At 61.4% G+C, this 16,357-nt stretch carries 5 protein-coding genes; 3 read left to right on the forward strand and 2 right to left on the reverse strand.

What is annotated here, in order from left to right:
* Window positions 1-20: 20 nt before the first annotated feature.
* The 3 genes from ACTYOL_RS09690 to ACTYOL_RS09700 all read left to right on the forward strand — a co-directional run bounded on the left by ACTYOL_RS09690 (window position 21) and on the right by ACTYOL_RS09700 (window position 13,568).
* Window positions 21-4,601, forward strand: coding sequence for a neuraminidase-like domain-containing protein (locus ACTYOL_RS09690; protein ID WP_444757831.1), 4,581 nt, complete (start codon window positions 21-23; stop codon window positions 4,599-4,601).
* The gene (locus ACTYOL_RS09695; RefSeq protein ID WP_444757832.1) at window positions 4,598-8,200 is read left to right on the forward strand and encodes a hypothetical protein; all 3,603 of its coding nucleotides are present in this window, start codon (window positions 4,598-4,600) and stop codon (window positions 8,198-8,200) included. The genes ACTYOL_RS09690 and ACTYOL_RS09695 overlap by 4 nt, the downstream gene beginning before the upstream one ends.
* A gap of 367 nt (window positions 8,201-8,567) precedes the next feature.
* Window positions 8,568-13,568: a SpvB/TcaC N-terminal domain-containing protein gene (locus ACTYOL_RS09700; RefSeq protein ID WP_444758140.1), complete on the forward strand. Its 5,001-nt coding sequence runs from the start codon at window positions 8,568-8,570 to the stop codon at window positions 13,566-13,568.
* Window positions 13,569-13,672: 104 nt separating this feature from the next.
* Here ACTYOL_RS09700 and glgX read toward each other — a convergent pair whose 3' ends face one another.
* On the reverse strand, window positions 13,673-15,826 hold the full coding sequence (gene glgX / locus ACTYOL_RS09705) for a glycogen debranching protein GlgX (RefSeq protein WP_444757833.1): 2,154 nt from the start codon (window positions 15,824-15,826) through the stop codon (window positions 13,673-13,675).
* Between the two features lie 260 nt (window positions 15,827-16,086).
* Window positions 16,087-16,350 (reverse strand): DUF2934 domain-containing protein, encoded by a 264-nt coding sequence (locus ACTYOL_RS09710; RefSeq protein ID WP_151924021.1) that lies wholly within the window; start codon window positions 16,348-16,350, stop codon window positions 16,087-16,089.
* Between the last annotated feature and the right edge of the window lie 7 nt (window positions 16,351-16,357).

Here is a 16,357-nt window from a genome sequence, read left to right on the forward strand (position 1 = left end):
GCTTTTGCAGCGAGGCCCACATGAAGACTGAATTGAGCCACCGACTCGCGGAACAATGGCGCGACGCACTGAGTGCGTATGCCATTCACCACGTACTGCCGGACAAGCTGCAAGCCGGTAGCCTGGGCATGATGACGGCCGATCACCTGGACCGTTACCTGATGACCGACACCCAGGTCAGCGCCGAGGTCACCACGTCTGCGTTGGCCGAGGCAATCGCGTGCGTCCAGACCTACGTCAATGCGATCCTCAACAATATCGAACAGGGCTACGGCAAGGATTTCGCTCCCGGGTTGACCCTTTTCTGGCAGCAGGCCATGTCGACCTACTCGTTATGGGCGGCCTACCAGATGATGGAAGACTACCCGGAAAACTATATCCGGGCCGACTTGCGCCTGGACAAGACGGAGCTGTTCAAAACCCTGGAGAACGACCTGGCGCAGGGCCGGATCGATGATGCGGGTGTTCAGAAGGCGCTGCTGAACTATCTGAAACGTTATGAGTTCCTGAACAACATCCGAGTCCAGGCCGGTTACATCGACTATCGCGAAGGGCACCGCGATGAGGGTCGGTTCCCGGGGTATGGCTACGCCAACGCGGATTACTACTTGCTGGGCAAGGACAATGCGACGCCTTGCGCCTATTACTGGCGCAAGGTCCAGGTCCGTCTGGACGAGGCCTCCACGTATATCCAGCCCGATGCGTGGACGGAATGGAAACCGGTGAGCATTCCGCCGGGCACGACAGTGTTGCAGATGTGTCCGGTGTTGTTCGGTGGTCGGTTGCATGTGATCTGGTGGTACTTCACCGCACCGACAAAGGTCCTCGGTGAGAACGGTGAAACAACCGACAAGCGTTCGTATGCACTGACGCTGGATATCATTCATCTTGGACTCGATAACCAGTGGACTACCCCGGAGCCACTGTGGAAGTACGACGTCGAAGTTACCGGCCCTGACACCCCGTCGCAGATACCGCCTGAGGTGGAGAGGTTCAGAGTGATGGCGGTTGCGGCGGGGCGCGTGAACGGCGATGACGATCAACTGTTCGTTTCTGTTCACGAGACCTCGAACGATGAAGCCTGGGCGGAGAAGTTCGTCCTTCAACGGGATGTCTTGAAACGTGGTACTGAGCGGGCTATCGACTCTGCTGCCAGCGAAGCCCTTTCTCGGCGATTCACAGGGAGTGCGGGCCGCTTGCCCTTTTCGCAGCGTATTGCAGCGGTTGATGCCGAGGTGAAAAGCATCAAGGGAAGTGGCAATCCTTACATTGCACTCGATGCTGAGTTCGAGCAGGGCTTGTCGGGGCGTTCACTACGAGTACGTGCGCGCTCCAGCGAGTTGCGCACGGTTGCTAAGGTTGTGGTCTTGTCGATTGACCGAATGATTCTTTATTACAACGGCATTCTTTTTGATTTCCAACTCCAAGCCTTTGAATCACAAGGTGTAACTTATCTTGCTTTTACTGCCGTTACGTTTGGGGCTCCGAACTTTGAGTCCGTCACACTCCAGCATGATCGAAAAGACGTGGCTGTATTGAAACGGTCCGACTTTTCTAGCCATTCTTTCGCCAGCCTTTTTAAGGCTGAGGCAAAGATCGATGTGCCGGAGTTTTCGCGTCCATTTACCAAGGAGTACATCCGTGAAGGCATGGGTTTCACGGTCATTGTCGACGAAACGGCGGGCGTGGCGCTGGTGGGGGCGGGAAACCGAAGCGTTCTTCTTAACGAGAATGTCTGTTTGCCGGAAGTGAAACTCGTACATAAGCAAGGCGAGAAATCGACAACCTGTTGGTCGGGGCTCTGGGTTCTCAATAGGCATGCCGTCAGCACCTGGAGCCGTCTGGAGAACGTTGCTGCGACTGGCTCGGCAACCTTCGAAGTTACCGCCGCTGGTGAAGCAACCACCACCTTCACGGTTAACTGGGGGGCCATCTCGAGTCTGGCCGATACAAGGATTCCGTATATTCACCAACAGTCCGACGGTAGCGACTTCCTCGTCTTCGATGCCATTGGTGGTGCCGACGCGCCCTTGGCCGTGCGGCTGAACTCCCAGCATGTTTCCGATTTGATCAATCGCGCCGAAGCCTCGCCCCAGGCCGTATTCGCCTGGGATGCGCAGAACCGACAGGAGCCGGCATACCGCAAGGAACTGGCCGGCGCGTTGTATCAAGGTTGGCATCCCAGTGCGGCGGACCCGTTGCTGCACATGTTCGCTGCCTATGGCAGCTACTTGCGTGAGCTGTTCTTCCATGTCCCTCACCTGATCGCATCACGTCTGCAGGAGGAGGAGCGCTTCGCCGATGCTCGGCGCTGGCTGGGGCTGATCTTCAACCCGTACCAGAAGCAGCCGCCCAGGGCGACCCCGGGCCCTGACTACTGGAACTGCGCCTGGTTGCTTCAGGACGACACCGAGGCGGCAGGGCTCGAACACGAATTGATCGAGCCTCATGTCATCGCGCTGCGCGCGCCGTCCCATTATCGCAAGGCGGTGTTCGTGCAGTACGTGAACATGCTGATCGGCGAAGCCGACCAGCACTATCGCTACCAGACCCGTGACGGCCTGGCCCACGCCTGGCTGTTGTACCGCATGGCCGCGGACCTCATGGGAGAGGTGCCGGATGCGCGGGCGATCAATACCTGGCAACCAAAAACGGTCCGCGACGTGCTCGCTGTCGGGCCGGCCGACATGCCGTTGGCCGCTAGTGGCCAGGACATCGTCCCGGCCAATCTGCCCAAGCAGCTGTCCACCTTCTTCTGGGCTGGGGTGGCGGCACATCCGGCTTTCCGCTTGCCGGTCAATCAGCAGTTGCTGGACATCTGGCAATTGCTGGCGGAGCGCTTCTACAACCTGCGGCACTTCCTGACCCTCGATGGACGCCCCATGGTGCTGCCACTGTATGCACCACCTGCGAACCCCTTCGATTTGCTGATGGCACGCATGGGGGGCGGTACCAACCTGTCGCACCTGATGGGCCAGCGCACGGTGGTGCCGCCGTATCGTTTCCGTACTCTGATCGCCAAGGCTCATGAGGTGGTGGCGACCCTGACCCAGTTCTCCGAGCAATTGCGTGTCCTCATGGAGCAGGAGGAGCGCACCGGGCTTGAAGCGTTGCAATACCAACATGCCGCCGAGATCGCTGGATACACCATTGCCATCCAGGAACAGTTGCTCGAGCAGCAGCAACAGCAGGAAGGGGTATTGCTCAAGCAGGCGCTCTGTGCCGAGGCTCGGCAAGCCCACTACACCAAGCTGGTCGAAGAGGACATCTCTGCTCTGGAAATCGCGACGATGGTTGTCCATAACTCAGGTGGGTTAATAAATGCCCAAGGTACCAGCACGACGAGCTCCTACTACGCGACACAGATGGTGCCCAGAATCTTTGGGACGGCGCAGGACACAGGGGACAAGACCTCCCCGATGATGAGTGTTGCTCAGCTTGCGTTCATGGCAGGGGGGCTGTTGCAGATCTCCGGTGACATCATGCGCGAGACGTCAGTCTACAAGCGTCGCCGGCAGGATTGGGAGCTGCAGGCAACCTTGGCCCGCAAGGACATCGATGTGATCGCCGAGCAGAGCAAGGCACAAGCCTGCGCAACCCAGGCCGCGAGGAACTCGCTCGATCACAGCCGCAAGGTGTTGGACCAGGCCCAGCAGATGTACGCCTTCTACCAGAGCAAATCGACCAACGTATCGCTCTATCGCTGGCTGCGTTCGCAGGTGACCGCCTGGCATGCAACGTTGTTCGATGTCGCGGTGGGCTTGTGCAACAGTGCCGAAGCCTGCTGGCAGTACGAGACGGGCAACTATGACAAACGCATCGTACGTACCTCGGTCTGGCAGGCCGATCGGCATGGCCTCAATGCTGCAGGTGAACTGCGGCTGGACCTGCATCGCCTGGAGGCCGAAGCGTTGTTGCGCAATGAGCGTCATCTGGAACTGCGCAAGACCGTGTCGCTGCGTGCACTGATCGAAGAGGGCCTGGTCTTCGACAAGAATGGGGCTGCGCTTGGTGACTGGCCGGCGCTGCTCGAGGCGCTGGCCGAGAACGGCGAACTGGATTTCAGCCTTAGCGAAACGCTGTTCAACCAGGATTACCCCGGGCATTACCTGCGGCGCCTGCACAGCGTGGCGCTGTCGCTGCCTGCTTTGCTGGGGCCTTACCAGAACATCCGCGCCACATTGACCCAGACGCAGAGCCGGTTGTTGACCAAGGCCGATATCGAAGGGGTGAAGTACCTGTCGCCGCAGCTGGACCAGGGTGAAGGGGATGGGCGCTACGTCATGCGAAGTTTGCGACCCAGCCAACAGGTCTGCCTGTCGTCGGCCACGCAGGACATCGGGTTGGTCACGGCCCCCGAGAGCGATGACCGTTACTTGCCGTTCGAAGGCACTGGCGCCGTCTCCGACTGGAACCTGAAGTTCCCGCGAGTTGCCCGGCAAACCGAACTGCTCCAGGGGCTGAGCGATATCGTCATGGAGGTGCGCTACCTCGCACGGTATGGCGGTGCACTGTTCGAGCAACAAGTCGAGGCGTTGTTGTCGGAAGACGCGGCCGGGAGTTTTGCACGTGCCGTCCAATGGGGGGGAGAAGGATCATGAGCAATAGTGATGAGGTGCAGGGTATCCGGTCGATTTCGACGCGTGCGCAAAGCCTTACCAAAGGGCATGACTTTCTTAAGGATCCCTTCATTCAGAAGCCAATGGAAAGCGCTGGCCTCGAAGGTGTGTGGAGCTACGAAAAGAAAGACAGCTATGAGCTTCGTGAAAACGATGCCAGGGACGGCACGTACCTTTCACTTTTCCAGGAGGGTCGGCTCTACCAGGACTTCAGTTTGCCCGAGTGGGTTGCACAGGGATATGCCTTGGGCTGCCAGTACAACGTCTTGTACTTCACCGACAGTTGCTGGCTCAGGGTCTACGCACTCTCGGGCGGTTCGCAAGGCCAGATTATTCATGAGCAAGCGCTCAAGAACCCGGAGACCGCCGAGCAGGCTGACGAACAAGATCCCAGACCCGAAGCCGAACCTACCTGGCATACGTTGACGCCCAAGATCATCGATATACCCCCGGGCGTATCGACAATACGTGTGGCGTTCGAAACCCCCGTTGGCACGAGGGCGACGGAACTCAGCCTGCGCAACATCATTTCCGAAGTGCACCTGGCACCCTTCGAAGGGAGCGTGTTGCTGTCGCCGGGACCTGATCAGCCATCGCTTGCTCCGCAAGCCCAGCCACCGTTCAAACTGTGCCATGGCGCCACGTACAGCCTGCACGTCAGCGATGCCTGGCAGGGGCAGAAGCTGAGCGTGCTGTGGCCAGGGAATCCCGATACGTCACCCACGACATACGGGCTGACTACGAATCCGTCGCTGAATATCGACGACAGCGACGAGGAAAGCCGCTATCCGCAACCGGAGGCCGGGACCAGTACCTGGAGCTTGAGTGCGAGTGCGGCAAAGGAGGTGATGTCCGGCGCGCTACCGCTGGGCCTGGGTAGCTACTGGCGGGCCGAAAAGCATGAGCTCCAGGCGCAGTTGGGGGATTTTCGCTATGAAGTGAGTGAGGTGGCCTGGGATGGCGTGGTGCCGGTGCTGGAGTGGGGTAGCAGTACCCGGTTGACCGCAACGCTGCGCAACCTTGTCGCATCAGCGCGAACGATCGTTGGTCACAATGTGGATTGGTACCTCGACGATGTGCTCTACAAGACTGTCCCAACGGATGAGCAGGGCAAGTCGACACTTGAATTCATCCCTGAGCAAAAGGATGGTGTCGACTTCTACACCGCCGAGCTCAGCGCCCGATGCACTGATGGCCTTGGCGCAGAAAGCGACAAACTACAAGCTATCCCTGTGTACTCCCGCTCACCGTGGTCGGCCCAGTTCGATGTGTTGTTCGACGACAGGCCAATCACTGATTTCGATGAGGTCAACCTGGTGCTGGGCAGTGTCGGCGAGCATACGTTGACCTTGAAGCCCAAGTCTGCGGACGACTTTTTCATAGGCGAACAGGTGGCCATGGGTTGGCCAGGCGGCACAGCACAGCTGGACATCACCTTCAGCCCGAGCGAGCCGCAGGAAATGACTGCTGCTGGTGTCAGTTGGACCATCACGCCTGGTATAGAGCGGGATCATTTCACGCTCGAAGTCACCACGTCGACGCTGACGTTGCCCTTGTCACTCAAAGGCTTGCGCCTGGCGCCCGACCTTGAAAACGAGATCGACCTGACCCTTGCAGACGCTGTGCCGGCAAACCCGGCGCTGTTCTGGCGGGAGGAGGCGCAGACGCTGAAGGTCAACCTGAAGCCCGGCAGCCCCCTGGCGAAGATGAAAACACAAGCCTGGCTGACCTTCACCGACGGCAGCCTGAAACCGACCAGTGTCGTTGCCGCGCCCAATTACGGTGAGCGGCGGGCGATGTTGGAGGACGGGTTGAGCTGGACCCTGACCGGTGCGCAGGTGAGTGGCACCTTTGGGGTGCAGGTTCACATGCAGGGCTTTGACAAACCGATGGTCGTCGACACTTGTTTGCTGATGTCCCGGGCTTTGGCGGACGAAGCCGAGCTGATCTATGACGAGGAGCGTGGCACTGACGAATCGATCTGGATATTCCGGCGCATGGTGCCGTCCTACGTCGCAGTCAAGCCAAAAACCGGGAGCCCGTTGGCTGAAAGCGGTTTGAAGGCCAAGTTGACGTTTGTGGAAGATGACCTGGCGCCAGAGCAGATGGAGGCCTATCCGCACTATGGGGCTGAGCAGGGGTTCACGGAGGGTGAGCCGCAATGGGAGATGCTGGGCAAACAGGCAAGCGGTGTGTTCGGGTTGGCCATTCATGTGGCGGGTTTTTCGAAGCCCCTGGTGACGGGCAGTTGCTTGCTGCTGTCGCTACGTATGGAGGATGAGTTCGACGCGTTGATAGACGGGGTGCCTCTGGTCGAGCCGCTGGTTATCCAATCTGAAGCAGAGCACACGTTGAGTATCGTGCCGAAAATGGGCAGTCCGCTAGAGCGAGATTTCCTGAGCGAGGCGTGGATCGAGTACGTCGAAGGAAGTTTGCCCCAGGCGCAGTTGATTACGCTTCCGACTTACAACGACAGACGACCGATATCCACTGCAGGCCTGGCCTGGAAGTTGACCGCCGAAGCGTCTGGCACCTTCGGGTTGACCCTTCATACAGGCGCGTTTCCAACACCACTGAAAGTGACCTCGGGCATCGCTTTGTCGCAAGACCTGAGAGATGAAGTGGATGTGAAGGTAGAAGGTCGCGTTGTCGAGGATCTGTTGGTGTTTCGGCGTTCGGTGGGCCAGACCGTTGTGCTCGTGCCGAAGCCGGGTAGCCCTCTGGCGGACCTTAAGCGAGAGGTATGGATGACATTCTCTGCAGACAGTGTGAAGGAAGGGGATGTAACGGCCTCTCCCGATTTTGGTGCGTCAAGAGTGATGTCTTCCGCTGGGTTGGAGTGGGAGGTGACTGGGGCCGACCTCAGTGGAACATTCGGCTTGGTTTTTCATGTCGCGGGTATTTCCACCGTTCGGACGCTGCCCAAATGTGTACTGTTATCCAGCAAATTGGCGGATGAAGCAGAGGTGACCCATACACCCCATTTCCCGCCTGATCCGGCGGTATTCTACCGCGAGGAATATCTGGCATTCACATTGAAGGCAAAGCCGGGAAGCCCGTTGGTTGCTGCCCGCCTCTCGGCCTGGATGGAATTTAATCCGCAGACGCTGAAAGAGGGCGACATGGGGTCATTACCCGCGTTCGGATCAAAAGTAATACTTTCACAGGCGGGAGTGCGTTGGAATACGCGAGGTCGCGAGGCCAGTGGTTATTTCAACTTGACAGTTCATGTCGACGGCTTCGATACGTCGATAACGCTCGTGCCGAATATGATGCTGTCCAGCACCGGTGCTAACGAGTTACTCCTTAGATTGTCGACCTCAGACTCGGATATGGTACTTGTCGCGGTCCCCGTCGAGGGTAGTCCAATTAACGATAAGGTGTATTCATTATACTTGTCGAGCAGCAAGCTATATCCAGGGTTCCTACCAGATCCTCCATTCCATATCGCCAGGGAGTTGAAAGGCCAATATGGTCTGGTGTGGAACCTGGGCCCTCTTTCGAGGACGGTCTCGATACTGACAGTTGAAGGAGACGACTTTCCGTGCCCGGCTTCCATTCCCTATGGCTGGCCGAGCTAACGGTGCGTTTGAAAAGCGTTTCGCAAAAGCCCTCCTGGCCTTTTGATAAATGACGAGCGTTCGGAGCCGTACCTTTACCCTCGTTACGAGATGCTTTGTATGCATTGCCAAACAGCTCGCCGTTTGATCAAGAGCGGTCGGGTGATCTGAAGTAACTGCGCGGATCAATGCTGCGCGTCATGCATAGGTAGGTTGGAACGGGTCACAGGAGGGGTTCATGCCCGACTCATTGGATGGGTATTCACACGAAAAGCAGACTGCTGCTTCGGGTCAGGCCCCCGCTCCCGCGACGGGAGAGGGAGACGCCTCCTTCTACACCCCCCCAGCCCTCCCCAAGGGCGGCGGCACGGTCTCGGTCGGTGGCGGCATGCTTTCGGCGGGTGGCCCAGATGGTTCGGCTGGTTGGCAAATGCCCCTGCCATCGCCGGCTGGTCGTGCGCTGTCGGCGGAACTGGCATTGCACTATTCCTCCGGCGGCGGCAACAGCGCCTTTGGCGCCGGCTGGGATTGCGATTTGCCGGCGATTTTCTGCATGACCCGCTTCGGTTTCCCTAAATATGACGGCAACGACCGAATGGTGGGTCCGTCCGGGGAGGAAGTCCTCAAGGCAGGTGCACCCCATGATCGCGCAGGCTTGCCGTTCGCCGAGACCTCTGATGGTGAGCGCTACAGCGTTACCCCTTGGTGCCTGCGCAGCGGTGCGCCCTCGCAGCGTCTGGAGCACTGGGTGGTCAAAGGCGCCGTGGCTGACCCTGGTTTCTGGCTGCACTGGCAGCCCGATGGCAGTCTTTCGTTGTTCGGCTGGTCGGCCTCTGCACGTCTGTACGATCCCGCAGCCCCTGAACGTGTGGCGGGCTGGTATCTGGAAGAGCGGGTTTCGGCTCGTGGCGAGCATCTGGTGTACCGTTATCGCGCCGAAGACGAAAAGGGCTGCAGCGACCAGGAGCTCAAGGCCCACCCGCACGTCGTCAACCTCTATGCCGATGCTGTCTACGCCATGAACGCCACGCCTTCGCAGGCGCTGCTGATTCCACAAGACGGCTTCGACGAGACGGACTTTCTCACCTTCACCCAATTCGACTATGGCGAGCGCGGCGCCGATCCCGAGCGCGTGCCAGGGCTTGCGCCGGAGCAGGACTGGCCAGTGCGCGACGACTGCCATTCGTTCTGGCGCTATGGGTTCAACGTGCGCATCCGCCGGCTGTGCCGCGATGTGCTGCTCTGGCACCGCACCGCACGCATGAACGGCGAGGCCGACGACACGCCAGAGCTGGTGGCACGGCTACACCTGCAGTACGACAGTAGCCCGGTCAGCAGCATTCTGGTGTCGGCGCAACAACTGTCGAGCGTATCCGACTGTCGCTTGCCGCCGATGGAGTTCGAGCTGACCCGACCGGGCAGGGCTACGCCCGGTTGGGAAGCGCTGCCAGCGCTCGACGGATTCTGGGCCCCTGCATGGCAGATGGCCGACTTGCTGGGCGAAGGCGTGCCAGGCCTGTTGTACCGAGATCAGGACGCCTGGCATTACCGGCCGCCGATGCGGGCGGGCAAGACCCGAGGCGCGGAGCAGGATGCGATCAGCTGGGGAGCGCCGTGGCCCTTGCCCAAGCGTCCGGCCGATAGCACTGGCAGCCTGACCGACCTGGATGGTGATGGTCGCCCCGAGTGGTTGATCACCGAGGAGGGAATGCGTGGCAGTTTCACGCTGGCGCCCGACGGTATCTGGGGGGCGTGGAAACCACTGTTGAGCTTGCCCAGCGAGTATGGTCATCAGGCTGCGCAGATGACTGATCTCACCGGCGACGGCCGCTCCGATGTGGTCATGCTGCACGCCCTCGGTCCACGGAGCGTGCGACTATACCCCAGCGCAGGCGCCGACGGCTGGCTGGCTGCGGTTACCGCACAGTACGCAGGGCGCGAAGCGCTTCCATTACTGGATAGGGCCGACCGTCAACTGGTGGCCTTCGCCGATCCTGCCGGCAGTGGCCAGTCGCACCTGCTGCGCATCACTGGCGACGGCGTGATGCTCTGGCCGTCCCTGGGCTATGGCCGGTTCGACGAGGCCATCAGTATCCCCGGTTTCAAGGTGGACAATTTCAACGCCTCGCGGGTGTACCTCGCCGACACCGACGGTACAGGCACCACCGATATCCTTTACCTGGAACCCGCCCGTATCCGTGTATTCATCAGCCAGTGCGGCAACCGTTTCGTCGAGGGGCTTGCGATCGAGATGCCGCCGGGGGTGACGCTGGACAGTGAAACCCAGCTGCAGGTGGCCGACATCCGTGGTCAAGGTACTGCCGACTTGCTGGTGACGGCGCCGGATCATGGCCCTGAAAAAAAACGCCGCAGTTGGCTGTACCGCTTCAACGACCACCGGCCGTGGTTGCTGTCGACCATCGTCGACAACATCGGCAACCGCACCGAGTTGCAGTACCGCAGCTCGGCCCAGGCCTGGCTCGATGAAAAGGCCGAACAGCTGGCCCGCGGCCAGACCCCGGTCAGCTACTTGCCGTTCCCGGTCCATACCGTGAGCCGGGTCACGACGCTCAATGAAATCACCGGCTTGTGCATGGGCCGCGAGACCACCTATCTCGGCGGCGTATGGGATGGTCGCGAGCGTGAATTTGCCGGGTTCAGGCGCCTGATCCAGACCGACACCCATGAAGTGGCCCGGTCGATGGCTGCACATCTGTCGCCGCCCTCGCGTACCTGCACCTGGTTCTACACCGGGGTGGAGGCGCTCGATGCGGCGGCTGACGGTGCTTTTGTCGACATGGATGCCCGATTCCCTCCGGCTCCACCGCGTTTCACCCAATGGCGCGACGAGGCAGAGGAGGCGCTCGAGGTGACGGGGGCGCTGCGCGCCTGGCTGTACCGCGCGGCCCGTGGCCAGGTCATGCGCATCGAGGTGTATGGAGAAGATGGCCATCCGCGTGCAGGAAACCCCTACAGGCTCGAGCGCTCGCGCCTGCAGATCCGGGCCCTGGCCAGTGCCGATCCACAACGACCGAGTGCGCTGGTGACGCTGATCCAGCATCTGGCATTCAGTTGCGAGCGGGTACCGGAGGACCCGGTGGTCGCCCAGACACTTGTTCTCGCGCAGGACCTGTATGGCAACGTGCTGCAAAGTGCTGCCGTCAACTATCCGCGTCAGTTGAGCGAGGCGGACCTGGTCAAGGAGGAGGGGGAACGGCAGATCTATCCCGACAGCTTGCCGGCGGGCTTGATCGAGGCAAGTTGCGATGAGCAGCAGTACGACTGTTGGATCAACCTGACCCGCGCTCGCGTGCACAACCTGGCCCGTGGCGATGACTTTGTCATCGGTCTGGCCGATGGCACGCGTCGGGATGTGATCAAGTTGACGGCCAGCGACGTGCCCAAAGACGGTTTCAGCGTGGAGAACCTGGCAGTGGAGGAGCTGCTGGTGGCCGATCCGCAGAGGACGACGCTGGTCGGCTACGAGAAGGCGGTCTGGCGACAAGCCGATGGTACAGGCGCCGCGAAGGTCCCTTCGCGCCAGGCACTGCTGGCCTATACCCGCACGGCGATGCTCGACAAGGCTTCACTGGACGTCCTGCGTCCGACCTTCGAGCAGACCTTGGGCAATCTGGTGGAGCAGGCGCTGGCCAACCCGAATGCCGACCCGGCAGTGTTGCGTCGGGTGCGCGAGCGCTTGCCGGAAGTGACGGCGGTTGCGACCTCGTACCCGCTGCTGATGGCTTATCTGCAGTGCTCGCCCCACGACGCGCAGGCGCTCGGCCTTCTGCGCGCGGCGCTCAAGACAGTGATTTCGGTGGACGCCTTGCGCGAGCGGCTGTACCAGGCCGACGCTGCGGCGTTGCCGGAGGGCTTGCAGACGGCGTTGCGCAAGCAGAGCCGTGTGGCCGATGCGGCTCTGCCAGCAGTGGTGGCATGGTTCGCCGGCCAGGCGCAAGGCAGCGCGGATCTGCAGCAGCTGCATGCCGCAGTGGCGGACGGACTGGCCGTGACTGGTGCTGACAGCGTGTTCTGGCGAGTCGTGCTGGCCAACCTTGCCACGCGCGGCGCTGATTCATCCCGGCCTGTCCAGCTGCAGGCATGGTTGGAAGACGTCCAGCACTTGCTGGACACCCGGGTGCAGGCCGAATCCCTGACCGAGCTGCTCAAGCGTGGCGGCTATGTCGCCATGAGCCGAGCGGAGGACGCCGAAGAGCTGGCCGAGCCGCACGATCCCTCCGGCGCAGGCGCGCCATCGATCCCGTGGGCGCCGCCAGTCGAAGAGGCGTACTGCGGCCATCACGGCATTTCAGGGTATCGCGGCGCCGAGCATTTCTGGACGCCCGACACCGTCCAGGAAAGTACGGTGATTGGGCCCCGTCAACTGCAGTACACCGCCCATGACATTGCCGTGTGCCGGGTGACCGATGCTGCCGGTCTGACCTCCACTGTCGAGGTATATGACTGGCGCTTCATGCAGCCGGCGCAGATCAAGGACGCCAATGACAACACCCACACCAGCAGCCTCGATGCATTGGGACGGGTGATGCATACGCGCTTCTATGGCACCGAAACCCCGGCGGGCAGCGATGAAGCCGTGATGAGCGGCTTCTCCCCCGATGCTGCCTTCACGCCCCCTCGCACGGTCGAGCAAGCCGTGGCCCTCAACGAGAGCAAGGGAGTGCCGGTGGCCATGGCATTCACCAACGTGGTCGACAGCTGGATGCCATTGGCGCTGCAGGCCGATGGTCGTATCGCGGGCGCCCGCCGTTGCGGTGCATTGGCCTGGCAGCGGGATGTGCAGCGTTTGCGTCGGGATGGCATCGAGGTGTCTGGCGACCTGTTCATGGCCGGACGTACGCCACCCCATGTGATCCAGATCCAGCCCGACCGTTATGACAACGACCCCGAGCAACAGGTGCGCGTGCAGGTGTCGCTGACAGGCGGCTCGCAGTTGTTGCAGGCCGCCATCCTCAATCCGGGCGGCGAGGCGTTCGTGCGCACTGAGGAAGGAGGGCTTGCCCAGGATCAGGACGGGCACGCCGTGTTGGCCCACGCCGAGGTGCGCTGGGCGGTCACCGGCAAGACCGAGTTCGACAACAAGGGGCAGGCGGTTCGAAAGTGGTTGCCGTTCTACCTCGACGACTGGCGCTGGGTCAGCGACGATAGTGCGCGTGAAGGGATCTATGCCGACACGCATTTCTACGATGCGTTGGGCCGCGAATGCAGGATCGTGCGCGCCAATGGCGAGGATGTCGACGGCGAGTGGGCGAACTACGAGCAGCGCGTGCAGGTATATCCCTGGTTCACGGTATCGGAGGACGAAAACGATACCTGGCAGGAGGTCATCGAGCGGGCGCGGCTCAAGGCGCGCAGTACCTTGCATTGAGGCGCTGGCCTCGGGCCTTCGATGTGACTCGAGAACGTGCCGATGGGCTGCGGGGCAGTCCATCGGCAATTGTCACGCGGGCGAGGGCGGGTATCGCCGGCTGATCATTCCTCGTCGCGTTGCAGCACCATCAAAAGCATCGAGCGGCCCTGCACCTCGAACAGGCTGTCGAACGCCAGGTGCTGCGCCTTGCGCAACTGCGGCCGATCGGTATCGATCAGGCAACTCCAATGCTCGCCCTCCGGTACGCTCGGCAGCTTGAACGGCACCACGTCGTGATGCGCATTGACGATCAGCAACACTGTTGCTTCCGCTCCTGGCCGGGCGATGCCGCTGACCTGCGCACGGCCGTCGATGAGCATGCCCAGGCAACGGCCGTGGGGGTCTTCCCACTGCTCGACGCTCATTTCGTTGCCGTCAGGGGCGAGCCAGGTGACGTCCTTGACCCCGATCGCCTCGTTGTAGTCGCCGACCAGGAAGCTCGAGCGGCGCAGCACCGGGTATTGCAACCTGAGCTGGGTAAGGCGTTTGACGAACTTCAGCAGCGCCTGGCCTTCGTCGTCCAGGTCCCAGTTGACCCAGCCGATCTCGCTGTCCTGGCAGTAGGCGTTGTTGTTGCCATGCTGGGTGCGGCTGAACTCGTCACCGGCGACGATCATCGGCGTACCCTGCGACAGCAGCAGGGTGGCGAAGAAATTGCGCATCTGGCGCAGGCGCAGGGCCTTGATCTCGGGGTCGTCGGTCGGGCCTTCGACGCCGCAGTTCCAGGATAGGTTGTTGCTGGTACCGTCCTGGTTGTTCTCGTCGTTGTCCTCGTTGTGCTTCTCGTTGTACGAGACCAGGTCGCGCAGGGTGAAGCCGTCATGGGCGGTGATGAAGTTGACCGAGGCGTAGGGGCGTCGGCCGCGATTGTTGAACATGTCGCCTGAGCCTGTCAGGCGGGCAGCGAAATCGGCGAGTTGGCCTTCGTCACCTTTCCAGAATGCCCGTGCCGTATCGCGGAACCGGTCGTTCCATTCCGCCCAGCCGGGGGCGAAGTTGCCCACCTGGTAGCCGCCGGGGCCGCAGTCCCAGGGCTCGGCGATCAGCTTGACGCTGCGCAGCAGCGGGTCCTGGCGGCAGGCGACGAGGAAGCTGTGACGCTCGCTGTAACCGTCGTGGTAGCGGCCCAGGATGGTCGCCAGGTCGAAGCGGAAGCCGTCCACATGCATCTCGCCCGCCCAATAGCGCAGTGAGTCGGTGACCAGTTGCAGCACACACGGGTGGCTCAGGTCGAGGGTGTTGCCGGTGCCCGAATCGTTGATGTAGAAGCGCTTTTCGTCGGGCATCAGGCGGTAGTAAGAGGCGTTGTCGATGCCGCGCATCGACAGGGTCGGGCCACGCTCGTTGCCCTCGGCGGTGTGGTTGTAGACCACATCGAGGATCACTTCCAGACCCTTCTCGTGGACGTGCGCGACCATCTCCTTGAACTCGGCGATCTTGCCACTGGCCAGGTATTTGGGATGGGGGGCGAAGAAGGCCAGGGTGTTGTAGCCCCAGTAGTTGTTCAGGCCCTTGTCCAGCAGGTGTTGATCGTTGACGAAAGCGTGGATGGGCAGCAGCTCGATGCTGGAAACACCCAGATCCTTGATGTGCCCCAGCAGCTCGTCGTTGGCAAGCCCAGCGAAGGTGCCGCGCAGATGCTCGGGGACAGCCGGGTGGCGCATGCTGATGCCACGGGCGTGGGCTTCGTAGATGACGGTCTGCTCCCAGGGAATCTGCACCCGCTGGTCGCGACCCCAGGTAAAGGCCGGGTCGACCACCTTGCACTTGGGCACGAAGGGGGCGCTGTCGCGTTCATCGAACGACAGGTCGTCGTCGGGGTGGCCCAGGGTGTAGCCGAACAGCGCCTCGGACCATTTCAGCTCGCCCACCAGTTGCTTGGCGTAGGGGTCGATCAGCAGCTTGTTGGCGTTGAAACGGTGACCGTTCTGCGGCTCGTAGGGGCCGTGCACGCGATAGCCATAGACCAGCCCCGGATGCGCATCGGGCAGGTAACCGTGATAGATCTCGTCGGTGTATTCGGGCAGCTCGATGCGCTCGAGCTCGTTTTCGCCGGTCGCATCGAAGATGCACAGCTCGACCTTGGTAGCGTTGGCGGAGAACAGCGCGAAATTCACGCCCAGCCCGTCCCAGGTTGCACCGAGCGGGAAGGGCAGGCCCTCGCGAATCCGGGTTGGCGCGACGGAACGGGTTTTCTTCGGGGTGCGTGGGGTCATGACAGTCCTCGTCTGGCCAGGTGAATTGAATTGAATTCGGCTGTGGGAGCGGCGGTTCGCCGCTGCGACTTGCCCGCGAAAAAAGACACCGCGCTGCCTGGCACGGGCTACGCCCGTGTTCGCGGGCAAGCCCGCTCCCACAGGGACAGGCTTGCCTTTGGATTTTTTACAGGACAGCTGTTCTCAAAGGGAGGGGCTGGCCTTTGGCTTTTGAACAAGGCAGCTGCTCCACAGGTCTTGGGTTGAACCGCAGGCGGGTATCAGCCGGCGGCGGGCTTGCGCGGCGCCCGTGGTTTCTTCTCGGTCACAGGCTTGCCCGCCGGCAGCGCGGCAGCCTTGGGTTCGGCAGGTGCCTTGGGCTTGGCTGCGGCCTTCTTGCGTGGTGCAGCCTTGGGCGCCAGGGCTTCGGCTTCGGCCAGCTTGCGAGCCATCTCCCAGTGGCGCTCTTCCTCGCCTACCGGTTTACCCTCCGACTCCCAGATCTGGTAGGCGAATTCGCGGATACGTTTTTCATCGACACTCATTTCGACG

It is taken from the genome of Pseudomonas sp. A014 (assembly GCF_052378495.1).
Taxonomy (GTDB): Bacteria; Pseudomonadota; Gammaproteobacteria; order Pseudomonadales; family Pseudomonadaceae; genus Aquipseudomonas; species Aquipseudomonas machongensis.